At 63.8% G+C, this 23,657-nt stretch carries 18 protein-coding genes and 1 pseudogene; 11 read left to right on the plus strand and 8 right to left on the minus strand.

What is annotated here, in order from left to right; genetic code table 11:
• Positions 1-80 precede the first annotated feature (80 nt).
• The 3 genes from C7G61_RS01750 to C7G61_RS01760 all read right to left on the minus strand — a co-directional run bounded on the left by C7G61_RS01750 (position 81) and on the right by C7G61_RS01760 (position 5,420).
• Positions 81-1,697: a phosphoenolpyruvate carboxykinase gene (locus C7G61_RS01750; RefSeq protein ID WP_108512337.1), complete on the minus strand. Its 1,617-nt coding sequence runs from the start codon at positions 1,695-1,697 to the stop codon at positions 81-83.
• Positions 1,698-1,983: 286 nt separating this feature from the next.
• Positions 1,984-4,584, minus strand: a complete 2,601-nt coding sequence (locus C7G61_RS01755; protein WP_108512338.1) for a CHAT domain-containing tetratricopeptide repeat protein — start codon at positions 4,582-4,584, stop codon at positions 1,984-1,986.
• A gap of 101 nt (positions 4,585-4,685) precedes the next feature.
• On the minus strand, positions 4,686-5,420 hold the full coding sequence (locus C7G61_RS01760; protein WP_108512339.1) for a HugZ family pyridoxamine 5'-phosphate oxidase: 735 nt from the start codon (positions 5,418-5,420) through the stop codon (positions 4,686-4,688).
• Positions 5,421-5,638: 218 nt separating this feature from the next.
• On the opposite strand from C7G61_RS01760, the gene C7G61_RS01765 reads away from it, so the two are divergent.
• The 5 genes from C7G61_RS01765 (at position 5,639) to C7G61_RS01785 (ending at position 9,636) form a co-directional block, all read left to right on the plus strand.
• Positions 5,639-6,340: a response regulator transcription factor gene (locus C7G61_RS01765; protein ID WP_027541437.1), complete on the plus strand. Its 702-nt coding sequence runs from the start codon at positions 5,639-5,641 to the stop codon at positions 6,338-6,340.
• Positions 6,341-6,440: 100 nt separating this feature from the next.
• On the plus strand, positions 6,441-8,258 hold the full coding sequence (locus C7G61_RS01770; RefSeq protein WP_190241619.1) for a sensor histidine kinase: 1,818 nt from the start codon (positions 6,441-6,443) through the stop codon (positions 8,256-8,258).
• Complete coding sequence (locus tag C7G61_RS01775; RefSeq protein WP_190241620.1) at positions 8,255-8,779, plus strand: HPr kinase/phosphorylase; 525 nt, start codon at positions 8,255-8,257, stop codon at positions 8,777-8,779. The genes C7G61_RS01770 and C7G61_RS01775 overlap by 4 nt, the downstream gene beginning before the upstream one ends.
• Positions 8,780-8,911: 132 nt before the next feature.
• Positions 8,912-9,313: a PTS sugar transporter subunit IIA gene (locus tag C7G61_RS01780; protein WP_024339151.1), complete on the plus strand. Its 402-nt coding sequence runs from the start codon at positions 8,912-8,914 to the stop codon at positions 9,311-9,313.
• The gene (locus C7G61_RS01785; protein ID WP_108512340.1) at positions 9,310-9,636 is read left to right on the plus strand and encodes an HPr family phosphocarrier protein; all 327 of its coding nucleotides are present in this window, start codon (positions 9,310-9,312) and stop codon (positions 9,634-9,636) included. The genes C7G61_RS01780 and C7G61_RS01785 overlap by 4 nt, the downstream gene beginning before the upstream one ends.
• Before the next feature lie 70 nt (positions 9,637-9,706).
• Here the strand turns inward: C7G61_RS01785 and C7G61_RS01790 are convergent, their stop codons facing one another.
• Both C7G61_RS01790 and C7G61_RS01795 read right to left on the minus strand, forming a co-directional pair.
• Positions 9,707-10,504: an SDR family NAD(P)-dependent oxidoreductase gene (locus C7G61_RS01790; RefSeq protein ID WP_108512341.1), complete on the minus strand. Its 798-nt coding sequence runs from the start codon at positions 10,502-10,504 to the stop codon at positions 9,707-9,709.
• A 34-nt stretch (positions 10,505-10,538) separates the two neighbouring features.
• The gene (locus C7G61_RS01795) at positions 10,539-12,137 is read right to left on the minus strand and encodes a glycosyltransferase family 39 protein (RefSeq protein WP_108512342.1); all 1,599 of its coding nucleotides are present in this window, start codon (positions 12,135-12,137) and stop codon (positions 10,539-10,541) included.
• Positions 12,138-12,252: 115 nt separating this feature from the next.
• Here C7G61_RS01795 and lepA point away from each other — a divergent pair, with 115 nt between their 5' ends.
• Together lepA and C7G61_RS01805 are read left to right on the plus strand one after the other, a co-directional pair.
• Complete coding sequence (gene lepA / locus C7G61_RS01800) at positions 12,253-14,064, plus strand: translation elongation factor 4 (RefSeq protein ID WP_108512343.1); 1,812 nt, start codon at positions 12,253-12,255, stop codon at positions 14,062-14,064.
• Between the two features lie 229 nt (positions 14,065-14,293).
• A pseudogene (locus C7G61_RS01805) lies at positions 14,294-14,416 on the plus strand (hypothetical protein); the annotation flags it as partial.
• A 21-nt stretch (positions 14,417-14,437) separates the two neighbouring features.
• Here the strand turns inward: C7G61_RS01805 and C7G61_RS01810 are convergent.
• Positions 14,438-15,547 (minus strand): DUF2652 domain-containing protein, encoded by a 1,110-nt coding sequence (locus tag C7G61_RS01810; protein ID WP_108512345.1) that lies wholly within the window; start codon positions 15,545-15,547, stop codon positions 14,438-14,440.
• A 170-nt stretch (positions 15,548-15,717) separates the two neighbouring features.
• On the opposite strand from C7G61_RS01810, the gene C7G61_RS01815 reads away from it, so the two are divergent.
• From C7G61_RS01815 to C7G61_RS01825, 3 genes are all read left to right on the plus strand, one after another.
• The gene (locus C7G61_RS01815) at positions 15,718-16,953 is read left to right on the plus strand and encodes an MFS transporter (protein ID WP_108512346.1); all 1,236 of its coding nucleotides are present in this window, start codon (positions 15,718-15,720) and stop codon (positions 16,951-16,953) included.
• A 100-nt stretch (positions 16,954-17,053) separates the two neighbouring features.
• Positions 17,054-18,226, plus strand: coding sequence for an acyl-CoA dehydrogenase family protein (locus tag C7G61_RS01820; protein WP_108512799.1), 1,173 nt, complete (start codon positions 17,054-17,056; stop codon positions 18,224-18,226).
• Entirely contained in the window at positions 18,223-18,675 is a 453-nt protein-coding gene (locus C7G61_RS01825; RefSeq protein WP_108512347.1) for a DUF1801 domain-containing protein, read from the plus strand. The genes C7G61_RS01820 and C7G61_RS01825 overlap by 4 nt, the downstream gene beginning before the upstream one ends.
• A 125-nt stretch (positions 18,676-18,800) precedes the next feature.
• Here C7G61_RS01825 and C7G61_RS01830 read toward each other — a convergent pair whose 3' ends face one another.
• Complete coding sequence (locus C7G61_RS01830; RefSeq protein ID WP_108512800.1) at positions 18,801-21,011, minus strand: putative bifunctional diguanylate cyclase/phosphodiesterase; 2,211 nt, start codon at positions 21,009-21,011, stop codon at positions 18,801-18,803.
• Positions 21,012-21,328: 317 nt separating this feature from the next.
• On the minus strand, positions 21,329-22,513 hold the full coding sequence (locus C7G61_RS01835) for an FAD-dependent monooxygenase (RefSeq protein ID WP_108512348.1): 1,185 nt from the start codon (positions 22,511-22,513) through the stop codon (positions 21,329-21,331).
• A gap of 119 nt (positions 22,514-22,632) precedes the next feature.
• Here C7G61_RS01835 and C7G61_RS01840 point away from each other — a divergent pair, with 119 nt between their 5' ends.
• A complete protein-coding gene (locus C7G61_RS01840; protein ID WP_108512349.1) occupies positions 22,633-23,634 on the plus strand; it encodes a Bug family tripartite tricarboxylate transporter substrate binding protein in 1,002 nt (333 codons plus the stop codon).
• Positions 23,635-23,657: the final 23 nt, after the last annotated feature.

Genomic DNA, 23,657 nt, shown 5'->3' on the forward strand with positions numbered 1-23,657 from the left:
ACGAAGCAGCGCAAAACGAAAAGGGCGGCCCCGCGGCCGCCCTCCTCGTTCTCGAATGGTCTGTCCCCTGTCCGAGGCGGTTACTCCGCCGCGAGCTTGAGGTCCGGCGCAGCGGCGCGGACTTCGGCGTCGACCTGGGCTTCGAACTTGGCAAAGTTCTTCTGGAACATGCCGACCAGGCTACGGGCGGTCTTGTCGAACTCGGCCTTGTCCTTCCAGGTGTTGACGGGATTGAGGATCTCGCTCGGCACGCCCGGCAGCGCCGTCGGCACCGCGAAGCCAAAGTACTTGTCGGTGCGGAATTCGACGTTGCGCAGGCTGCCGTCGAGCGCCGCGGTGAGTAGTGCGCGCGTGACCTTGATCGGCATCCGGCTGCCGGTGCCGTATTTGCCGCCGGTCCAGCCGGTGTTGACCAGCCAGCAATCGACATTGTGCTTGGCGATCAGCTCGCGCAGCATGTTGCCATAGACCGAAGGATCGAGCGGCAGGAACGGCGAACCGAAGCAGGTGGAGAATTCCGGCTGCGGCTCGTTGCCGAGACCGCGCTCGGTGCCGGCGACCTTGGCGGTGTAGCCGGACAGGAAGTGATACATCGCCTGCGCCGGCGAGAGCTTTGCAATCGGCGGCAGCACGCCGAATGCGTCGGCGGCCAGCATCACGACGTTCTTCGGCTGGCCGGCGCGGCCGGTGCGCGAGGCGTTCGGGATGAAGTCGAGCGGATAGGCCGAACGCGTGTTCTCGGTCTTCGATCCATCGTCGAAGTCAGGCACGCGGTTGTCTTCGCCGAGCACCACGTTTTCCAGCACGGCGCCGAAGCGGCTGCTGGCGGCGAAGATCTGCGGCTCGGCTTCCTTCGACAGCTTGATGCACTTGGCGTAGCAGCCGCCCTCGAAATTGAAGACGCCGTCATTGCCCCAGCCATGCTCATCGTCGCCGATCAGGGTCCGGTTCGGATCGGCCGACAGCGTGGTCTTGCCGGTGCCGGACAGGCCGAAGAAGACCGCCGTGTCGCCCTTGGGCCCGACATTGGCCGAGCAGTGCATCGGCAGCACGCCCTTGGCGGGCAGATAATAGTTCAGCGTGGTGAACACCGACTTCTTCATCTCGCCGGCATAATAAGACCCGCCGATCAGGACGATCTTGCGGGCGAAATCAATCGCGACGACGTTCTCCGAGCGCACGCCATGGCGTTTAGGATCGGCGCGGAAGCTCGGCAGGTCGATGATGGTGAGCTCGGGCACGAAATCCCTGATCGCCGAAGCCTCGGGACGGATCAGCAGCGTGCGGATGAACAGCGAGTGCCAGGCGAGTTCGGTGAAAACGCGCGTCTTGATCTGGAAGCTCGGATCGGCGCCGCCATAGAGATCCTGCGCGAACAGCGTCATGCCTTCGGCATGCTTGAGGAAGTCGGCATAGAGCGCGGAGAACTGGTCCGCTGATATCGACTGGTTGCCGGCCCACCACATGTTCTTGTCGGTGGTCGCATCGCGAACCGTGAACTTGTCCTTCGGGCTGCGGCCGGTGAACTCACCGGTGTCCGCACACAATGCGCCATCCGCCGACAGTACGGCTTCACCCGCGGAGAGCGAATATTGATAGAGCTGCGGCGCACCGAGATTCCAGTGCACCGACTTGAGATTTTTTAAGCCGAATTTGTCGGCGCCGAAGGCACCGTTGCGTAGACCAGTCTCTTGCACGAAGAAATCCTCCTCGAACCCGCGTTACTCGAATCGCGCGCATGTCGCTTGACGCGCTCTGTCGCGGTGAACCTGAATATAGCCTTCCGGCTTCGGTGCGGCGACCTATATTGATGAACGCCGTGCTTGCCAAGCCGATCCACGCGATTTGGTTTATTCAGCGCGGAACGTTGATTTGCATCAATCGCTTGCTGCACTGCTTTTAGCCGTTTGCCTATCATGGTTGCGCGACCATCAGGCGCCGGATCGCCGGCCGAATATTGCTGCGTCGCACAATTAGAACATTTCAGTGCGCAGCGCCCTCGCCGATCAGCGCAAACGGCGCCCAGAACGCCGGATAGGCATTGCGCGGCGAGGACGCGTCGTTGAGATAGGCCAGCATGGCCTGCCGCAGCGCTTCGGCGCGGCCGATCTTCGGATCGCCCTTCAGCCGGTCGAAGGTCGAAATCGAGAGTCGCGTGGCGGCCTCCGAGTTGACCGCCCAATGCGACACCAGCAGCGCCCGCGCACCGGCGTAGAAGAACGATCGCGCGAGCCCCGAGAGCGCTTCGGCGCCGGGCTTGTCGCCGGCGATCGTATTGCAGGCGGACAGCACCACCCAATCGGCATTGAGCTTCAACTGCGCGACTTCGCTCGCGGTGAGCAGGCCATCATCGAACTCCGACGGCTGTTTTGGAATGCTCAGCACCAGCGACGGTTCGGCAAGCCCTTTCACATCGCCGGCGACAAGACCATGGGTGGCGAAATAGACGATGCCGTAATCGGCGAGCGGCGTGCGCTTGAGCGTAGTTTCGCTGGCGTCCTCGCCGAGGTGAATATCGGCCGCCGCGACGCCGAGGTTTTTGGCTATCGCGTTGAGTTCGTCGGCGGTGTCGGGCAATTGCGCGAGCGCGTCCGAAAGCCGCGCGCGATCGACGCCGGCGCCCTGCCAGAAATCCGTGTAGGCGCCGGTCGCAAGGCTGCGCGCGGCGGTCCTGGTGGGACGGTTGCCGTCGCCAGGCTTCACCGCGGGATTGAAAATGGGATCGCCAAAACCCGTCATCGGCTTGGTGCTTTGCTCACTTCGCGCTGCAAACACCCGCAGCGCTTTCAGGCTCGCGGCCGACGGCAATACCGATACCGCCTGGCGCTTCAGCAGCCAGGCCGCATCGCGATAGCCGTCGAATTTATCCGGGATCGCGGCCGCCGGCTTTTCGGTCACCAGCAGATGGAACGGCAGCGCCGTCAGCGCGCCCGACGCCACGACCAGAAGCGAGGGCTTGTCCTTGATCAGCGCATCGACCGGCGCCAGCAGCGTTCCATACAGTTCATGGGCGAGTGCGAGGTCGAACAGCCCGGACTTGCCGGATGCATCGCTCGCCTTGCCGATGTCCAGCCCGCGGCGGAACGCGGCAATCTTCTGCGACAAGGCATCCGCGCCGAGCGGGATCGAACGCCACTCGACACGCTCGCGCGTCATCGCGAAAACATAGCTTGCCTTCTCGGTAACTGCGAACTGCACCATTGCTTCGTTGTCGGACAACAACGCCTGCATCTCCGCGGCCTTCAGCGGCAGCGGATTCGAAAGCGCGGCGTAATCGGGAAATTCACCGGCGAAGGTTTTCTGCAAATTCGCGCGCTCGATGGAAATCGCCGCCAGCCGGTCCCTGCTCCGCTGCTCGGCGGCAACATCGCGCCTGGCACGGTCTTTCGAGACGGCTGCCACGATGGCCTTGTCCAGTTTCTCGGCCTCATCAGCGAGATCCTGATCCCGCCGCACCAGTTGGGCGAGCCGGTCGGTGCCGGCCGCCAGCCGGACCGCAAGCTTGTTTACGGCCGATGCGGCGGATGATTGGGTGCCGCGCTGAACCGCATTCAGCGCATCGTCCAGCGCCTGCCCCGCCGGCAGCAGTTGTTGCTGTTGCGCGGCCAGCAACACCGGAAGCGCTACCCGCAATTGCGCGCGGCCATTGGCAAGCGTCTTTTCGGTCAACGGCAAGGCGTCCGTGGTCCGGCCCAGCGTCTGGAGCAGCGAGGCCAGATTGTTCAGCGAGATCCCGCTGTCCGGATGGTTCGCACCCAGCGCCTCTTCGCGGATCGTCGCCGCCCGCTGGTAAAGCGGCAGCGCCTCGGCGTAGCGGCCCTGCCGTTCATAGAGGTCCGCCAGATTGTTCAGCGAGCGCGCCACATCGGGATGCTCGCGGCCCAGCACCTTTTCGCGGATCACCAGCGACCGCCTGATCAGCGGCTCGGCCTCGGCATAGCGACCCTGAACCTTCCCGACCTGGCCGAGATTATTCAAGAGCGTCGCCACCGCGGGATGCTCCGGGCCGGCGGCCTTTTCGTAGATCGCCAGCGCGCGTTTGAACAACGGCTCGGAATCGCCATGGCGGCCGAGCTTCTCGTAATGCGTCGCCAGATTGTTCAGGGATTGCCCGAGGTCCGGATGACCGCTTCCCAGGGCTTTTTCGCGGACCGCCAGCGCGCGTTTGAACAGCGGCTCGGCGTCGGCAAAGCGTTGCTGCCGCTGATACAGCGCGGCCAGATTGTTCAACGCGGCCGCGACCTCCGGCGAGTCGGGTCCCACTGTCTTCTCCAGAATCGCGATGGATCGCTTGAACAGCGGCTCCGCTTCGCTATCCCTGCCCTGATCGCCGTAGGCCTGCGCCAGATTGTTCAGCGCAGCGCCGACGTCGCGGTGCGCGGGACCGAATCTTTTTTCGAGGCTTTCCACCTGTGCCTGCGCCAGCGCGACGGCTTCGGTGTATTTGCCGGCACGGCCAAGCTCGTTGATTTTGGCGCTGAGCGCGGCGACATCGCCTTTTTGCGCCAAAGACGGCGCGGAGAGGCAGGTGCCCGACAACAGCGCGAGACACACTGAAAATATCAATCGATTGCGGGATCTCATGCGGGCTTTCGCTGGTCACCTTTGCGCGGGCTTGCCTTAGGTCGCGCAAAGGTCCGCGCCCGTTCAAATCCGCGATCGATGACGGCAAGCGTTAACCCTTGTTAGTCCTTGCCCCGTGCCTCGCCCGCCAGCCGCACCAGCATCTTGCGCAATGCCATGGCGCCGGTGACCCGTTCCGGAAAATCCAGCCGCAGCGTCGCGCTGCCGGCCTGCATGTCCATGCCGTCGGGGTCGCAGCCGGTGCAGCGCCAATCGGCGGATTCGGCCCCCAGCAGCCTGGTCGCATAGAGGTTCATCGCCTCGCGGTGATCCTCGTTCATATGCTCCACCGCGCCCTGCTCGGCTTCCAGCAGTTCTTCGGCATCGCCGATCCCGGTCAGAAATTGCTCGGGCTTGAGGTCGATGATGCGGCCAAAACCGGCGACCAGATGCAGGCCTGACGGGGCGATCCGAAAGAACGAGAAATCCTTGAAATCCACAAAAGCTTCCGCGGATGGATGGGCGTTGAGGTAGCGCCGGCGCAGGATTTTTGCAGCCTCGCCACTGGCCTCCTCGGCCCGGCCCGCCAGCATGATCCGCGCGCCCTCCAGGGGATCGCCGGCGGCGCGCTCGTCCAGCATCAGCGAGACCCTGCCGTCGCCGAGGATGTTCTTCGTATGCAGCGCCAGCCGCGAAATCAGCAGGATCGGCGAGGCATCGGCATGGCTGGCAACGTTAACCAACGAACAGTAGGGATCGCCGCTTTCAGGCATAAGGGTGGCGAGCGCGCCCTGCCGGCTGCGCCGCAGCAGCGAACGGGCGAGTTTAGAAGCATCAAAATCTGCGGTGGGCTGCATGGTTCTTTTCCGGCCATCTTATTGCAAAAAGGGCCTTTTCTCGGCCCGACAGGGTGCTATATGGGGGACGGCGTATCCCCGCGGGAACGTTTTGCGGAACTCGGTCACACTTCAGCCCAGCTTGCATTGCTCGTTGACCGTGTACACGAAGCCCATTTATGCGGCGTCTGGCTGGATTGCCCGCCGTTTAAGCCACTCTCTTATTCGAAAGCAGGCTCATGCCCACAATCGCCCTGGTCGATGATGACCGCAACATTCTCACTTCCGTGTCGATCGCGCTCGAAGCCGAAGGCTATCGCATCATGACCTACACGGATGGTGCCTCGGCGCTCGACGGCTTCCGCACTTCGCCGCCGGACCTCGCGATCCTCGACATCAAGATGCCGCGCATGGACGGCATGGAAACGCTACGCCGGCTGCGGCAGAAGTCCGATCTGCCGGTGATCTTCCTGACCTCCAAGGATGAAGAGATCGACGAATTGTTCGGCCTCAAGATGGGCGCCGACGATTTCATCCGCAAGCCGTTCTCGCAGCGCCTGCTGGTCGAGCGCGTCAAGGCCGTGCTCCGCCGCGGCCAGCCCAAGGATCCAACCGCCGTGCCGAAGGAGCCGGATGCGCGCGCGCTGGACCGCGGCCTGCTGCGGATGGATCCGGAGCGTCACACCTGCACCTGGAAGAACGAGCCGGTGACGCTGACGGTGACCGAATTCCTGATCCTGCAGGCGCTGGCGACACGGCCGGGCGTGGTGAAAAGCCGCAACGCGCTGATGGACGCGGCCTATGACGATCAGGTCTATGTCGACGACCGCACCATCGACAGCCACATCAAGCGGCTGCGCAAGAAGTTCAAGGTGGTCGACGACGATTTCGAGATGATCGAGACGCTGTACGGCGTCGGCTATCGCTTCAAGGAAGCCTGATCTGCGTTTTCCGGGCGGAAGTGCCGACTGACACATCCGCCCGTTCGGCGTAGAAGCGTAGAATTACAAAAGCGGCGCATCACAACCGGCAGCTCGACCATTGCTAGATCGAACGCAGCCCGATTCCAGCCTGAACCACGAGGATGCTTCCGAGCTCCTCGAGCAGCGTAGCGTTGCCGACGATAGCCCGGGCGAAAAGGGCTGGCGGCGGCCGCTCGGCTGGTTGCGCCGGGCCGGGCAATTCTTCTTCGCGCTGTCGTTCTCCAGCCTCACGCGCCGCATCGTTTCGCTCAATCTGGCGGGCCTCGTCGCCCTGGTGGCGAGCATTCTCTATCTCTCGCAGTTCCGCGCCGGCCTGATCGACGCGCGGGCGCAGAGCCTTCTGGTGCAGGCCGAAATCATCGCCGGCGCGATTGCCGCCTCCGCCACCGTCGAAACCAACACCATCACTATCGATCCGGACCGCCTGCTCGACCTCAAGCCCGGCGAAAGCTACGGCGCGCCGGACGAATCCTCGGGGCTCGATTTTCCGATCAATCCGGAGCGCGTCGCGCCGGTGCTGCGGCGGCTGATCTCGCCGACCAAGACCCGTGCGCGCATCTATGGCGGCGACGGCGGCATGATCCTCGACAGCCGCAGTCTCTACGGCAAGGGCGACGTGTTGCGTTTCGAATTGCCGCCGCCTTCGACGGAGAAGCCGGGCTTTGTCGAGCGCGCCACGATCTCGATCCGCACCTGGCTCAATCGCGGCGACCTGCCGCTGTATCGCGAGTTGGGTCCGGAAAACGGCAAGGGTTACCAGGAAATCGTGCAGGCGCTCGACGGCGTCAAGAGCAGCATGGTGCGGGTCAACGACCGTGGCGAGGTGATCGTCTCGGTCGCGGTCCCGGTGCAGCGCTTCCGCGCCGTGCATGGCGCCTTGATGCTCTCGACGCAGGGCGACGACATCGACCAGATGGTGACCGCCGAGCGGCTGGCGATCCTCAAGGTCGGCGGCGTCGCCTCCGCCGTCATGATCGTGCTGTCGCTCTTGCTGGCGAGCACGATCGCGGGTCCGGTGCGGCGGCTGGCCGACGGCGCCGAGCGCGTCCGCCGGCGCATCCAGACTCGCGTCGAGATTCCCGATTTCACCCGCCGCCGCGACGAGATCGGCCATCTCTCGGGCGCGCTGCGCGACATGACGAATGCGCTGTATAGCCGCATCGAGGCGATCGAGATGTTCGCCGCCGACGTCGCCCATGAATTGAAGAACCCGCTGACCTCGCTGCGATCGGCGGTGGAAACGCTGCCGCTGGCGCGCAACGACACCAGCCGCGCGCGCCTGCTCGAGGTGATCGAGCACGACGTCAAGCGGCTCGACCGGCTGATCTCGGATATTTCCGACGCCAGCCGCCTCGATGCCGAATTGCAACGCCAGGACATGGCGCCGGTCAATGTGCGGCGGCTGCTGACGACGCTGGCCTCGGTCGCCAACGAGACCCGGCTGGGTCATGACGTCGCAGTCGAGGCGCGCTTCGAAGGCCGCGGCGCAACCGACACGTTCTCGGTGCCGGGCCATGATTCGCGGCTTGGGCAGGTGATCTCCAACCTGCTGTCCAACGCGCAATCCTTCTCCAACCCCGGCGGCAAGGTGCGCGTCACTTGCCGCCGCGTGCGCTCGGAAATCGAAATCGTCGTCGATGACGACGGGCCAGGCATCGGCGAGGATGCGCTGGAGCGCATCTTCGAGCGCTTCTACACCGACCGGCCGCATCAGGGCTTTGGCCAGAACTCGGGCCTGGGCCTGTCGATCTCCAAGCAGATCATCGAAGCGCATAACGGGCGGGTCTGGGCGGAAAATCGCCACGGCCCGGCTGATGCCGACGGCAGGCCGACGGTGGTCGGCGCGCGCTTCGTGGTTCGGCTGCCAGCGCCATGATGACGCAGGGCGCGAGCGTGCACGCCTCCGCCGTGCTGGTGGGCGATCGCGCCGTGCTGATCCGGGGCCCGTCAGGCGCCGGCAAGTCCCGGCTGGCCTTCGATCTGATTCTCGCCGGACGCGCCGGGCAGCTTCCACCGGCCGTTTTGGTCGGCGATGACCGTGTCCATCTCGACACAGTGGACGGACAATTGTGGGTCCGGCCGGCGCGGGAACTGGCCGGCCTGATCGAGATTCGGGGCCTCGGAATCCGTCGCTGCGACGTCGTCATTGAGGCCATCGTTGGGCTTGTGGTCGATCTGGCGGCCGGCGATGCAGAGCGGCTGCCGCCGCCAGAAGCACTCTCTATCGACCTAAATGGTGTTTTGTTACCGCGAATCCCCGTTGGAACGGGTTATGACCCCCTCCCACTGGTAGCTGGCGCGCTGACAACAACCGACGGTTTTGGTTCCATCCAACCTTCGGATAATTGTTCGAAGGGAATTGGTAACCATATAAGCCCCAATATCGCCACCGATTAAACCGGCACAGGCCTCACTGTTTACCGCCAAGTACTGGAACAATAGCCAAGATGCCCTCTTGCGCGGGGCCTCTGGATGGTCAAAGTGGCGCGTTCGTGCGGTGCACCAAAAAGCACCCGCGAGGAGTTTCCGATGATTGGTCTAGTGCTTGTGACCCATGGGCGCCTTGCCGACGAGTTCAAGGCGGCGCTCGAACATGTCATGGGTCCGCAAAAACAAATTGAAGCCATCACGATTGGAGCCGAGGACGACTCCGATTTGTGTCGAAGCGATATCATCGAAGCGGTGAATCGCGTCGACAGTGGCGATGGTGTCGCTATCCTCACCGACATGTTCGGCGGCACACCTTCAAACCTCGCAATATCCTGCATGAGCCGTCCCAAGGTGGAGGTGCTCGCAGGCATCAATCTTCCCATGCTGGTCAAGCTTGCCAAGGTGCGTGAAGAGCGCTCGCTTCCCGATGCCATCGCCATGGCCCAGGAAGCCGGCCGCAAATACGTCACCATCGCCAGCCGCGTACTCGCCGGCAAATGAGCGACGAGGCCGCGCCCGAAAAGGAACTCGGGCCGACCGTGCCTGCGGGCGCTATTTCGCGGGAACTTCAAATCATCAACAAGCGGGGCCTGCACGCGCGGGCCTCGGCCAAGTTCGTGCAGATGGTCGAAAAGTTCAACGCCGAGGTCTGGGTGACGCGCGGCAGCGAGACCGTCGGCGGCACCTCGATCATGGGTCTGATGATGCTGGCGGCAGGACCGGGAACCTCGGTTACTGTCTCCGCGATCGGCCCCGAAGCACAGGCCGCGGTCGATGCGATCGCCGCGCTGGTCGCCGACAAGTTCAACGAAGAAGGCGTGTGAGTTCGGGAGCGTGATGGCTTCTCCCTAACCTCTCCCCGCAAGAGCGGGGCGAGGGAGAAGAAAACCCGCGCTAGAACGGATTCGTGACAATCCCGCCGTCGACGCGGAGCGCGGCGCCGTTGGTGGCGCTGGAGGCTTTGGAGCAGACGTAGCAGATCAGGTTGGCGATCTCTTCCGGCTTGGCGTAGCGCTGCAGCAGCGACGCCGGGCGGCGTTCGGTGAAGGTGCGCTGGACGAGATCGTCGACGGTGGTTCCGGCGGCCTCGGCGCGTGCGGCCAGACGGACCGGCGCCATCTCGACCCAAGTGGGGCCGGGCATCACCGAATTGACTGTGACGTTGGTGCCCTTGGTGGTCTCGGCCGCGCCGCGCGCGATGACGAGCTGCGCCGACTTCGAGAAACCGTAATGCACCATCTCCTTCGGGATGAAGACGCCGGATTCGCTGGAGACGAACACGACGCGGCCCCAGTCCTTGTTATCCAGCATCCGCTTCAAATAATGCCGCGTCAGCCGAACCCCGCTCATCACGTTGACTTCGAACATTTTGGTCCAATCGGAATCCTCGATGTCGAAGAAGCCCTTCGGCTCATAGATGCCCAGATTGTTGACGAGGATGTCGACGTCAGGGAATTGCTTCACCAGCGCGGCACAGCCTGCCGCATTGCCGAGATCGAACACAGCGGCATGCACCTTGGCTAACGGCGCGGCCCCTTGGACTTTTGCCACGGCCTCGCCGACCGCCGCCTTGTCGCGCCCGTTGACGATCACTTCCGCACCCATTTGCGCAAGCCCGCTTGCGGTCGCGAGCCCGATGCCGCGCGTCGAGCCGGTGACGAGCGCCGTCTTGTCCGTCAGGTCGAGATCCATGCGTTACCCTCTTTTGATTTTCTTATGGCCGCTTCTATTTGGCCGGCGGCACGATGAAGATATTCCAGGCCGTCGCGGGGCCGGGCATCCCCAGAAAGTACCGCCGCGTGGTCATCACCATGCGCTCGGCATTGGCGGCATGGGCTTTCATCCACGCCTCGCATTTTTCCAGCTTCCAGTCGCCGACCTCGCAGATGCCGATGAAGCCCGATCGTTTCGCTTCGTCGAGCGAGGTCAGGCCCGACGACCACGGCTCGTCCGGCGTCAGTGGCGCCGGATGATCGGGGCTGTAGAAGGTGACGGGCTGGCCGGTATCGGTATAGGCCGCGACCACCGGCCAGCGCGAATAAAACCGCGTGTGCCAGGCTTCCGTCAGTTCGCGGGCGAGTTCGGAACGCGCCCGGTAGGTCGCGCCTGCGGTGCGCTTTACATTCATTTCATAGGCGACGATCCTTGGCGAGACCGCCAGCACAACGAGCGAAATCACCAGCCAGGTCGCCGTCAGGTTCAACAGCGCGATTTTCCGGACCCGCACCGCGGGGATCGCGATCAGCGCGAGCGGCATCAGGAAGAACAGCGAGATGCCCCAGTCGGTCTTGATGTAGATGTGGAACAGCAGGGCGCCGAGCGGCGGCCCGATCGCCACCACCGCCTGGACGATCCAGACATTGAACGCCTGCGACAGGTTCACGCCGGAATTGGTGCCGCGCGCCAGGGCCGGAAACGGCGTCAAACGCAGCGGCCGCCAGCCAAGCGCGATCGCGCCGAGCAGCACCGGCAACGCCAGCAGCGCCAGATTATGCAAGACATAGCCGAGCGCGAGATCGTCGATCATCGCGCGGTCGGTGAGCGAATACGTATCGCCGGCATAGGTGAGCGGGACGAAATTCACCTGCTTCAGCCACATCAAGTGCGGCAGCATCACCACCACTAGCGTGGCAATCGCGACCCACGGCGCCGGCGAGCGCAGGAATTGCAGACGCGCGGGATGGATCAGCGCGGCAAGGCCGACGGCGCCGATCATGGTCAGCACCCAGTATTTGGTCATCAGCGCCAGCGCACCGGCGAGCCCGAGCCACACGCCGGACTTGATGCTGCGCTTCTCGAACGCGTCCAGATAGGCCAGCACCATGAGCGGCAGCGTGACGAGCTGCAGCAGGTCCGGATTGTACTTGAAACCCTTGAAGTTGAAGATCGGATAGAGCGCCAGCATCACCACGACGAAGAACGCGCGGCGGCGATCAACTACGCGCAGCGCCAACAGCCAGCAGATCAGGAGGCCACAGCCGAGCGTCGCCATCGCCAGCGCATAGGTCGCCCAGTCGGTGACCGGGAACAGCATGAACCAGACGCCGGCGACCCATCCCGACAGCGGCGGGTGCTTGCCATAGCCAAGCAGGAACTTCTGCCCCCAGGCGTAGGCTTCCGCGACGTCCATATGAACGTCCTGCCCGGCCTTCAGATTGACCAGAATCAGCGTCCACAGCACGGCGTGAACCGCCGCAAAGCCGGTGACCAGCCACAGGCCGGTTTTGGGATCGCTGGCGAGCGAGGCCAGCCACGCCGCCAGCCGCCGGAGGGAGGGAATGCGTTTTGGGCGCGCAGCTGCTGACGAAACAGAGGTACTCGACATGGCCCCGTGCGTAGCGCGTTTTGGGCTTGAGTGGAATCAGCTTGGCGTGAAGAATCCCCCTTAGAATACAGCAATATGGTTGCCGCACGGGGATGTGAATGCTATCCCGCGCCCCATGACAACCGTCCCCATTTCCAACATCCGCAACTTCTCCATCGTCGCCCATATCGACCATGGCAAATCGACGCTGGCCGACCGCCTGATCCAGATGACCGGGGGCCTGACCGATCGCGAAATGGCGGGCAAGGAACAGGTGCTCGATTCCATGGATATCGAGCGCGAGCGCGGTATCACCATCAAGGCGCAGACGGTGCGGCTGAACTACCGCGCCAAGGACGGCAAGGATTACATCTTCAACCTGATGGACACGCCCGGCCATGTCGACTTCGCCTACGAAGTCTCGCGGTCGCTGGCGGCCTGCGAGGGCTCGCTGCTGGTGGTCGACGCCAGCCAGGGCGTCGAAGCGCAGACGCTCGCCAACGTCTATCAGGCGCTCGACAACAATCACGAGATCGTGCCGGTCCTCAACAAGGTCGACCTGCCCGCGGCCGAGCCCGAGAAGATAAGGCAGCAGATCGAGGACGTGATCGGCATCGATGCGTCGGATGCCGTGATGATCTCGGCCAAGACCGGCCTCGGTGTGCCCGATGTGCTGGAAGCGATCGTCACCCGCCTGCCGCCGCCGAAGGGCGACCGCGAGGCGACGCTGAAGGCGCTGCTGGTCGATAGCTGGTACGACGTCTATCTCGGCGTGGTCGTGCTCATTCGCGTGGTCGATGGCACGATGAAGAAGGGCAGCCGCATCCGCATGATGGGCACCAACGCGGCCTATGACGTCGAGCGCGTCGGCTTCTTCACGCCGAAGATGGAGCAGGTCGACGAGCTTGGTCCCGGCGAGATCGGATTCATCACCGCGGCGATCAAGGAAGTGGCCGACACGAGAGTGGGCGACACCATTACCGACGACAAGAAGCCGGTCACCGAGATGCTGCCGGGCTTCAAGCCAGCGATCCCGGTGGTGTTCTGCGGCCTGTTTCCGGTCGACGCCAACGATTTCGAGACGCTGCGCGCGGCGATGGGCAAGCTGCGGCTCAACGACGCCAGCTTCTCCTACGAGATGGAGACCTCGGCGGCACTGGGTTTCGGCTTCCGCTGCGGCTTCCTCGGGCTATTGCATCTGGAAATCATCCAGGAACGGCTGTCGCGCGAATTCGACCTCAACCTGATCGCGACGGCGCCGAGCGTGATCTACAAGATGCACCTGACCGACGGCCAGGAAATCGAGATCCACAATCCCGTCGACATGCCTGACGTGGTCAAGATCGCCGACATCGAGGAGCCCTGGATCGAGGCCACGATCCTCACGCCGGACGAATATCTCGGCAGCGTATTAAAGCTGTGCCAGGACCGCCGCGGCGCGCAGAAGGAACTGACCTATGTCGGCTCCCGCGCGATGGTGAAATACGATTTGCCACTCAACGAAGTCGTGTTCGATTTCTACGATCGCCTGAAATCGGTCTCCAAGGGCTACGCCTCGTTCGACTATCATCTGACCGACTACAAGGTGGCCGATCTCGTCAAGATGCAGATCCTCGTCAACAACGAACCGGTGGATGCGCTGTCGATGCTGGTGCACCGGACCCGCGCGGAAGGCCGCGGCCGCGCCATGGTCGAGAAGATGAAGGAACTGATCCCGCCGCACATGTTCCAGATCCCGATCCAGGCCGCGATCGGCGGCAAGGTGATCGCCCGCGAAACCGTCCGCGCGCTGCGCAAGGACGTCACCGCCAAATGCTACGGCGGCGACATCACCCGCAAACGAAAACTTCTGGAGAAGCAGAAGGAAGGCAAGAAGAAGATGCGGCAGTTCGGCAAGGTCGACATTCCGCAGGAAGCGTTCATTGCGGCGTTGAAGGTGGACAGCTGAGGCGAATGCTCAACCGCCGGAGCATGAGAGCAGGTCCGGTCTGAGGCTTCCGTGACCGGACAACAAAAATATCGAAAACAACCCCATGCAAAGTAGCCGACGACTGCCGGCGTGCTGCGCATCTTGCGAAACCATTTGACACGTCGGGCAAATCAGCGGCACGACGCCATCATCGCAGCGTGTGTGATCGGTGGCGTGCTTGCCAAACCCATCGAAGCCAGCGCAATCCGACATCACGCGCAAACGCAAGCTTCTGGAGAAGCAGAAGGACGGCAAGAAGAAGATGCGGCAGTTCGGCAAGGTCGACATCCCGCAGGAAGCCTTCATCGCGGCGCTGAAGGTGGATAGCTGAGGCGGATTGAACGGGCGGGCGCTAAGTGAACGCTGCGGTCTCCTCATCTACCAATCGCTCCAGCGCGACCTTCGAGGCGCGCTGATCGCTGACCAGCTTCTTGGCCATGGCGAGCCGGGTGATCGTCCGCACCAGCGCGGTCGCCACCGGGTTGGGCCCTTCGGGCTTCGCGCAGCGTAGCGACAGATGCGTGCCACCGTTTTCCAGCGGCGTGAGTTCCGCCATCTGCCTCACGATGGCGCCCATCGGGAGCCGGATATGCCAGGTCACATAGTCGAACGGCCGCCAGTCGACGATATCGTGCACCGTCGAATCCTTACCATGGGCGCAATGCTGCGTCGCTCCCAGCCCGATCCGCCCTTGGGCAAGTCCGGTCATCGTCATGCCGTCGATGCCGTGTTGCCAGCGGATCTTCTTCTCGATGTCGGTGACATAGGCCCACGCAATCGCCGGCGGCACCGGCAGGTCGCATTCCATCGATTCGAAAGCCAAGGGCTCGTCGTGCTGCACCACAACGCGGCGCGTCGCGCGCCATAGCTCAAAGATTGGGGCCAGATTGTAAACGTAACAAACCGTCTCGCCGAACTCGCCAAGGTTCTCGACGTGACGGATCGAGCCTGCGAAGAAATCCGGCAGGCCGATTGCGTCTGCCGCCTGCTCCGTCACCAGCGCGTAGGCCTTGATACCGGTCGCCGCCGTCACTGAATTCTTCATCAGCCGGTGCAGCCGGATCACCTCCGCTCCCTGCAATTCGGTGCGTCCAGCCATCTCCTGCGTTGCATACGTGCCATGATGCAGGAAGAACTTCAGGTCGAGCAGGTTCATGTTGCGGCACGCGTTGCAGGTGCACGTCGTATTCAGGCGCATGGCGCCGAGCGTATTGGCAAAACTGCAATAGATGCGCTCGATCGCATCGAGCGGAAATTGGCGCTGCGGCAGATTGGCGTCGGGCAGATAGGTCAGTGCCGCGTCGCCCTGCAGGTTGGATAGCATGACCGGCGGCTTGATCTCGGCAAAAATGCTCTTGAACAGCGCATCGAGAATACCCTGCGCGTGCTCAAGCTCCGAGCGCGTGAGGAACATGGTGTAGCCGGTAATATCGGCAATGAGCAGAAAGCCCTGTTGCGCCATGGCGTGTACTCCCGGAGGATTACGACGCGAAATACGGGCAGCTTAGCAGAAAGTTGCAGTCCGCGCGCCGGAGAATGAGAGGTATTCCCGCCCCCGCCTTGCTCCGCGAGGCTCGATAAGCCACCATCCTCCTGCTCAGATCATAACTACAAAAAGAGCGAAGGAAACGCATGAGCAAGTCCTCCGGATTTTCCTACGGCTGGGTCGTCGTCGCTGTGGGCGCGCTGATGACATGCGTCGCGTTCGGGTCGATGCTGTCGCTGGCGGTGTTCCTGCAGCCGATTTCGGAAGCCATGGGCTGGTCGCGCAGCGGCGTCTCGGCGGCGGCGACGATCGATTTCCTTTGCATGGGGGTGGCGGCGTTCTTCTGGGGCGCCTTGTCCGACCGGTTTGGTACCCGCACCGTCGTGCTATCAGGCACGCTGTTGCTGGGAGCCGGCTTGATCGCGGCGAGCCAGGCCACCACGCTCTGGCAATTTCAGTTGGCGTTCGGCGTCCTGATCGGGATTGCCGCCGGCAGTTTCTACGCGCCGATGATGGCAGCCGCGAGCGCCTGGATCGAGGATCACCGCAGCCTCGCGGTTGCGCTGGTGTCGGCCGGCATGGGCGTGGCGCCGCTGACGGTTGCGCCGTTCGCGAGCTGGCTGATCACCACCTACGACTGGCGCACGGCGATGCTGGTGATCGGCATCGTGGCACTGGCGCTGCTGATTCCGGCTTCGCTGCTGGTGCGCCCGGCGCCGCAGGCCGCGGCGTCTGCAACAGCAGGCGTGGACGGCGCGCCCGACGTGCCGTGGACGGCCGCCCAGGCATTCAAAACCCCGCAATTCATCACGCTCGCGCTCGCGCATTTCGCCTGCTGCGCGGCACATTCCGGGCCGATCTTCCACATGGTGAGCTACGCCATGGTCTGCGGCATCGCGCCGCTAACCGCCGTCACCGTCTATAGTCTTGCCGGGTTCTCCGGTCTTGGCGGACGTCTGCTGCTCGGCGCGCTGGCCGATCGCATCGGCGCCAAGCACGTATTGGTCGGCGGCCTGTTCGTGCAGGCCTTGTCGGTCGCGAGCTATCTCGCCGTCGGCCAGCTCGGCGAATTCTATGCGCTGTCGGTGGTGTTCGGCCTCGCCTATGGCGGCGTGATGCCGCTCTACGCGGTTCTGGTGCGCGAATATTTCGGCGCGCGGATCATGGGCACAGTGTTCGGCGCCGTCTCCGCCTTTGCGAGCCTTGGCATGGCGCTGGGGCCGTTGGCCGGCGGATGGGTGTTCGACACCTTCCACGCCTATAACTGGCTTTATGTCGGCTCTTTTGCGATCGGAATAGCGGCGGCCGCGGTGGCGCTCAGCTTCCCGTCGACAAAGCGGCCATCGCAGCCGTCGCTGGATCTCGGCCGCGCAGCGGCGTGAGGAGGAAGCCGGTAGACTCCCAGTCCACGCCGCCTTGATCGGCGGCGGCGGATGGGCCACCATCACTGTTGCTCCGAAGAACAAGAAAACGCGAGGAAGCATGAACAAGCCTCCCGGCATCGACCTGGTCGAACGCGCGCGGGCACTCGCGCCGCTGATCGCTCGCGACGCCGACGAAATCGAGCGGACGCGGCGGCTGACATCAGCGGTGACACAGGCGCTGACCGAGAACGGGCTTTACCGCGCGCTGCTGCCGAAGAGTTTTGGCGGCATCGAGGCTTCGCTGGAAGCGTTCATGCAGATGCAGGAGGAGATCGCCAAGGCCGATGCCTCAACCGCGTGGTGCCTTGGCCAGTGCAGCGTCTGCGCCATGACTGCCGCCTATCTCGATCCCGATGCGGCCAACGAGATCTTCAATGTCGCGCCCGGCATTCTCGCCTGGGGCGCGATCAACCATGAAGTGCAGGCGGTTCCGGGCGGCTACAAGGCGAGCGCGCGTTGGGATTTTGCCTCCGGATCGCGGCAGGCAAGCTGGCTGGGCGCCCATGTCCGCGTCGTCGAGGCCGATGGCACGCCGCGGCGCAAGCCGGATGGTTCGCCGGAGATCCGCACCATCCTTTTTCCGGTGACCAGCGCCACGATGTACGACGTCTGGGACGTGATCGGGCTGCGCGGCACCGGCACCGATTCCTATTCGGTCGACAATCTCTTCATACCCGAAAAATTCGCCGCACTTCGCGACGAACCGCAGGCCCGGCGGGAAGACGGGCCGCTGTACAAGCTCTCCACCAACATGGTGTTCGGCATGGGCTTTGCGGCAACCTCGCTCGGCGTCGCCCGCGCCACGCTCGACGCGGCGATCGACCTTGCCCGCGCCAAGACCCCGCAGGCGCAGCAGGCGATGCGCGACAACAATGCCGTGCAGGGATTGATCGGCCGCACCGAGGCGGCCTTGCGCGCGGCGCGGGCCTATCTCTACGCGACCGCGGCCGAAGTCTGGCGGGACCTTTCGCGCGGTGAGGCCACCACCGAAGCGCATCGCATAGCCCTTCGCATCGCCACCACCTGGACCATCCATCAATCGGCCGCCGTGGTCGACACCGCCTATCACATGGCCGGCGCCACCGCCGTATTCAACGCCAACAAGTTCGAGCGCCGCTTTCGCGACATGCATGCAATCGCGCAGCAGATCCAGGGCCGCGACGTGCATTACGAGGACGCCGGCAAGGCGATCCTGTCAGGCCATCTCGATACGCCGCCGACCATGCGATGAAGAAGAGCGTCGCAAAGAAGCCCGGGGGCGGCCCGAGTCCCACGATCGAAGCCGTCTTCGAGGCCTATCCCCAACCGGTGAAATCCAAATTGCTGGCGCTGCGCCGGCTGATCTTCGACACCGCAAAGGCGACCAAGGGCGTCGGCCCCCTCCAGGAAGCGCTGAAATGGGGGCAGCCGAGCTATCTCACGGCCGAGAGCAAGAGCGGCAGCACGATCCGGATCGACCAGGTAAAGGCGGAAGCGGGCCAATACGCGGTCTATTTCCACTGCCAGACCGATCTGGTCGAGACCTTCCGCGAGCTCTATCCGGAACTGCGCTATGGCGGCAACCGCAGCATTCTGCTCGACGCCGGCGAGAAGCTGCCCGAGGCGGCGCTGCGCCACTGCGTCGCGCTGGCGCTGACGTATCACGCGAGGAAGCGGAAGGCGGCCAATAGACACGCGTAGCCCGTAGCCCGGATGGAGCGAAGCGCAATCCGGGACAGTCCGTCCGGTGCGTGACGGCCCCGGATTTCGCTTCGCTCCATCCGGGCTACGCTTCGTCATGACGGTCGCGCAGAGTCGCGCCAGCTTCACGCAACCAGCGCCGCACCTGCCGGCGAACTCCAGTTGCCTTGCGTCTTCAACATGCTCACGATCTCCGCATTCGGCCGCGCGCGGCTGAACAGAAAGCCCTGCCCCTCGTGGCATCCCTCGTTGCGCAGGCAGTTTACTTCGGCTTCGGTCTCGACGCCTTCCGCCGTGATGGTGACGCCCAGGCCCTTGCCGAGGCTGATGATCGAACGCACGATCGCCTGCGCGTCGGGGTTGGCAGCGAGGTCGCGCACGAAGGATTGGTCGATCTTGATCTTGTCGAACGGAAAGCTGCGCAGATAGCTCAGGCTTGAATAGCCGGTGCCGAAATCGTCCATCGAGATCCGAACGCCGAGCGCGCGCAGCGCATGCAGCGTCGCCAGCACCTCGCTGCTCTTTTCCAGGAGCAGCGTCTCCGTGATCTCGAGCTCCAGGCGCCTCGCCGGCAGGCCGGACTGCTTCAGCGTATCCGTTACCAGTGACAAGAGATTGCCGAGACGGAACTGCAGCGGCGACAGGTTGACCGCGACATGGACATCGTCGGGCCATTGCGCCGCATCCGTGCAGGCGCGGCGCAGCATCAAACCGCCGACGGCGTTGATCAGTCCGGTTTCCTCCGCAACGGGGATGAATTCGGCCGGCGAGATCATGCCGCGCTCGGGATGCGGCCAACGCACCAGCGCCTCGAAGCCGGTGATGCGCCCACTCGCAAGATCGACCAGCGGCTGGTAATAGGGCCGCAGCGTATCGCCCTGGACGGCCTCGCGCAGCTCGGTTTCGATCTTGCGGCGGGACTGTGCGCGCGCGTCCATTCCGGCCTCAAAGAACGAGAATGTGCCGCGCGAATCGTTCTTGGCGCGCGACAATGCGAGGTCGGCGTTCTTCAAAAGCTTCTCGGATTCATCGCCGTCGCCGGGCGACATCGCAATGCCGACGCTGGCGCCGACCACGACCGAATGCCCGTCCAGAAGATAGGGATCGCCGATGGCGTCCAGCAGGCGCCTCGCCAGGAACGCCGCATCTTCAGGCCGCGTCACCCCGCTCTGGACGATTGCGAATTCGTCGGAGTTGAGCCGGGCCAGCGCATCGTCGTCGCGCAGCATCGATCGCAATCGTTTGCCGACGCCGCGCAGGAGCTTGTCGCCGATGCCGTGGCCGAGCGTATCGTTGACCGCCTTGAAATGGTCGAGGCCGAGCACGAGCACCGCCACCTGCTCGGCGTTGCGGCGTGTGCGCAGCAGGATGTCGTCCATCTGCTGACGCAGCAAATTGCGGTTCGGCAGTCCCGTCAGGCCGTCGTGCTGGGCCATGAAAGTCAGCCGCGCCTCGGCGCGCTTGCGTTCGGTGGTGTCCATCAGCGCCAGCAGGGCCGCAGGCCGATCGCCGTAAACGAGCTGGCGCGAATAGATCGCCAGATCGATCAGCGCACCGTCGGCCCTGACGTGCTTCCAGGTTCGCGCCGCGCGCGCGTCGCCGGTCCATGGCAGTTCGGCGTCGAAGGCCTGCAGGCTGCGGATCGTCAGCTTCTCGAATTCGCCGCGGCTGTAACCGTAGTGCTGGATCGCAGCGTCGTTGACGGCGAGAATGCGTTCGTCACCCAGCGCGCAGACGATCATCGGAACCGGATTGCTGTCGAACAGCAGCCGGAACGAAGCCTCGCGCTGCTTCAATTCGGTGATATCGACGCGCAGGCCGATGATGCCGCCATCCTCGGTCAGGCGCTCTTCGATCAGGATGACGCGGCCATCGGCCAGCGTCTGCTCATGCCGCGCGCCCGGCTGGTACATCTTCTTGAGCCGCGCGGCGATCCATTCTTCCTCGCGGCCGATCGCTTCCGGGTAGTCGCCGCGCGCGACGCCGAGGCGGATCGTATCCTCCAGCCGCGCGCCCGGCTTGAACAGGTCCGAACTGCGGCGGTACATCTCCGCATATTTCTTGTTCCAGAGAATATAGCGGCCTTCGGCATCGAGAAACACGACGCCCTGCGGCAGGATGTCGATCGCCTCGCACAAGCGCTCGTGCGATTTGCGCGCCTCGGCAAGCGCTGCGTCGACCTCGGCGCGCTTGCGCGCGATCCCGCCGGTCGCGGCGGACGGGCGACGCTCGCGTTTGGCTGATGGCTTGGGCACGGGTTTTGCCGGACGACCGCGAAAGCGGACAATCGCCGCCTGCTTGGGCTTCCCTAGAGTTCTTCGCTTCTTCGTCGACATCGCCAGGTCTACCCCGCGCATTACTGCGGGTGATGTTTGCAGAAAAGTGTCTGAAAAAAAGGTATCTCTTGCCGCATAAAGGGCTTATGCGCGCCCGCATTCATTGCCCGCCGGAAAGGCGGACGCACGCTCTGCGTGTATCGCTTTTGACGAAAATCGCAAGTTAACAGGGCAAAATCGTCGCGCTCGCGCGGCATGCGTGCGACGCCATCCCCGATGCACAAGGAATGCGCGAAACGCCGTGCGTGCGCATGAGTATATGTCAACGATCGACAGGGTTATCGCGCGGTTAAGAGCGGTGGCGGCATAACGCCCGTTCAACCCAAAGCAGCCGCCGCGGCTTGCGCTTCGGGCACGACGTCGTGATCGTAAAGCCGCCTGCGAAACGCCGCATGCGCCGATATCTCGGCATCGCGAACGCCAAGATCGGCATAGGAGGAGTCGTAGCGCATGCCGTTCTCGCGCGCACCGCGCTGAACCGCCGCCACGCGCTCGCGTCGCAGCCGCTCATACGCAAGCAGCGCCGCCGGTACGCCGGCGCGCGAGGTCAGCGCCAGAATTGTCGCCAGCGCCATGCCGTCCTCGATCGACTGGTTGGCGCCCTGGCCGAGATGCGGCAGCATCGGGTGCGCGGCGTCGCCGAGCAGCGTCAAGCGGCCACGCGTCCAACTCGGCAGCGGCTCGCGGTCGTACAGCGCCCATCGGAATGTCGTTTCAACCTGGCTCAGCAGGGTTGCGATGCGCGGGTCCCATCCCCAAAACTCGCGGCGCAGCACATCGGGATCTCCGGGCGCCGACCAGGATTCCTTCATTTCCGCATCGGCCGGCACGAAGCCGACATAGTTGATGAGTTCGCCCGATCGCACCGGAAAGCTGAGGAAATGTTTTCCCTTGCCGAGCCACATCTGCCAGCAATCGGTCGGCCAGTGCGGAATGCGCGCATGCGGCAGCACGCCGCGATAGGCGACGGACCCGTGGAAGACCGGCCGCGACGGCGGGGCGGCATAGGGCCGGAGTTCGGAGTGAATGCCATCGGCCGCGATGACGACATCGCCTTCGGCCACCGCACCGTTGGCGAATGACACACGCGCGACCTCGCCGGCCTGCTCAAAGCCCGTGCCGCGATGTCCGGTGCGCACCACGCCTGATGGCAATGCGCCCGACAGCATCTCGACGAGGTCGGCGCGATGCATGCCGAAGGTGGCGTTCCAGCCGGCAGAATCCGTCACCTGGACCGGGGCTATCGGCGCGCCGTCGTGGCGAAAATAGTGAGAACCGTGGCCGACCCTGGCGCCCCGTCGTTCCACCTGAGGTCCAAGACCCACGCGCTGCAATTGCCGCACGCTATTCGGCGTCAGAAAGACCCCTGCTCCGACCTCGCCGAGCGCGGGTGCCTGCTCATAGACGGAAACATCGAAGCCGCGGGCGATCAGCGCGTTCGCGGCGAAGAGCCCGCCAATTCCGCCTCCAATGATCACAACAGTGAGCCGCGGCTGCGTCATCGTCCCACGCAAAAAATGCTTCGGAAGCTTGCTCGTTCAAGCTATCCTTCCTTGCTGCAAACACCAAGCGCCGACGGCTCAGGCTGGACGGAGCAAAACGGCAGCGGGAGGAGTTTGGAATGCGCGGCCTTACACCAGCTTTGCTTCCCGTCCGCCGTAAATTGACGATACTGACGCTGCTTCTGGCCTTCTCCGCACCTGGTCACACACCGGCGCTGGCTGGTGATTACCCGGACCGTCCCGTAAAAATCGTCGTTCCGTTTCCGGCCGGAGGAACGGCCGACGCGATTCCACGGATCGTCGCCGACTGGCTGTCACGCAAATGGAGCCAGCCCGTGGTCATCGAGAACCGCACCGGCGCCGCCGGAAACATCGGCGCCGAACAGGTCTACCATTCGGCGCCCGACGGCTACACCCTGCTCTCGTCAGCGCCGCCGCCGCTCGTGATCAATCACAATTTGTATCCCAAGCTCGGCTACGATCCGACGAAGTTCGAGCCTGTCATCGTCATGGCCCAGGTGCCAAATGCGCTGATCGTCAATCCGGACAGCATCAAGGCATCGAGCGTGCCCGAGTTGATCGAATACCTGAAGGGCAATTCCGACAAGACCATCTGCGCCACGCAAGGCAACGGCACGACCTCGCATCTGAGCTCGGAGCTGTTTCAGCTGATGGCAAAGGTGACGTTGCGGCACATTCCGTATCGCGGTTCGGCGCCGGCGCTGCAGGGTCTCGTCGCCGGCGACGTCGACGTCATGTTCGACAATCTCGGCGTCTCACTGGCGCTGGTTCAGGCCGGCAAGCTGAAACTGCTCGCGGTGGCCTCATCCGATCGTCTGCCGGCGCTACCGAATGTGCCGACGATGGCCGAAACGCTTCCGGGTTTTGAAGCGGTCGCCTGGTACGGCATCGTGGCGCCGCCCAAGACTCCGAAAAACATCGTCGACAAGATCAATGCCGATGTGAACGAGGCGTTACGCCAGCCCGCGGTGCAGGAACAACTCAAGAAGCTGTCCGCCGTCATTTTTGGCGGCTCGGTCGACAAATCGTCCAAATACATGCGCGAGGAAGTCGACCGATGGGCGGCGGTGATCAAGTCGGCCAATATCGAGCTGCAGTAGTCGCGGCCTTAGTTGATCTCGAT

Origin of the sequence: Bradyrhizobium algeriense, assembly GCF_003062295.1 — a bacterium.
In the GTDB taxonomy this organism is placed as follows: domain Bacteria; phylum Pseudomonadota; class Alphaproteobacteria; order Rhizobiales; family Xanthobacteraceae; genus Bradyrhizobium; species Bradyrhizobium algeriense.

Coding starts and splice junctions, on each gene's coding strand:
- C7G61_RS01825 (WP_108512347.1), top strand. CDS start 18,223: ATGAAGAAGAGCGTCGCAAAGAAGCCCGGGGGCGGCCCGAGTCCCACG.
- C7G61_RS01820 (WP_108512799.1), top strand. CDS start 17,054: ATGAACAAGCCTCCCGGCATCGACCTGGTCGAACGCGCGCGGGCACTC.
- C7G61_RS01810 (WP_108512345.1), bottom strand. CDS start 15,547: ATGGCGCAACAGGGCTTTCTGCTCATTGCCGATATTACCGGCTACACC.
- C7G61_RS01840 (WP_108512349.1), top strand. CDS start 22,633: ATGCGCGGCCTTACACCAGCTTTGCTTCCCGTCCGCCGTAAATTGACG.
- C7G61_RS01755 (WP_108512338.1), bottom strand. CDS start 4,584: ATGAGATCCCGCAATCGATTGATATTTTCAGTGTGTCTCGCGCTGTTG.
- C7G61_RS01815 (WP_108512346.1), top strand. CDS start 15,718: ATGAGCAAGTCCTCCGGATTTTCCTACGGCTGGGTCGTCGTCGCTGTG.
- C7G61_RS01785 (WP_108512340.1), top strand. CDS start 9,310: ATGAGCGACGAGGCCGCGCCCGAAAAGGAACTCGGGCCGACCGTGCCT.
- C7G61_RS01760 (WP_108512339.1), bottom strand. CDS start 5,420: ATGCAGCCCACCGCAGATTTTGATGCTTCTAAACTCGCCCGTTCGCTG.
- C7G61_RS01780 (WP_024339151.1), top strand. CDS start 8,912: ATGATTGGTCTAGTGCTTGTGACCCATGGGCGCCTTGCCGACGAGTTC.
- lepA (WP_108512343.1), top strand. CDS start 12,253: ATGACAACCGTCCCCATTTCCAACATCCGCAACTTCTCCATCGTCGCC.
- C7G61_RS01795 (WP_108512342.1), bottom strand. CDS start 12,137: ATGTCGAGTACCTCTGTTTCGTCAGCAGCTGCGCGCCCAAAACGCATT.
- C7G61_RS01835 (WP_108512348.1), bottom strand. CDS start 22,513: ATGACGCAGCCGCGGCTCACTGTTGTGATCATTGGAGGCGGAATTGGC.
- C7G61_RS01765 (WP_027541437.1), top strand. CDS start 5,639: ATGCCCACAATCGCCCTGGTCGATGATGACCGCAACATTCTCACTTCC.
- C7G61_RS01790 (WP_108512341.1), bottom strand. CDS start 10,504: ATGGATCTCGACCTGACGGACAAGACGGCGCTCGTCACCGGCTCGACG.
- C7G61_RS01830 (WP_108512800.1), bottom strand. CDS start 21,011: ATGTCGACGAAGAAGCGAAGAACTCTAGGGAAGCCCAAGCAGGCGGCG.
- C7G61_RS01775 (WP_190241620.1), top strand. CDS start 8,255: ATGATGACGCAGGGCGCGAGCGTGCACGCCTCCGCCGTGCTGGTGGGC.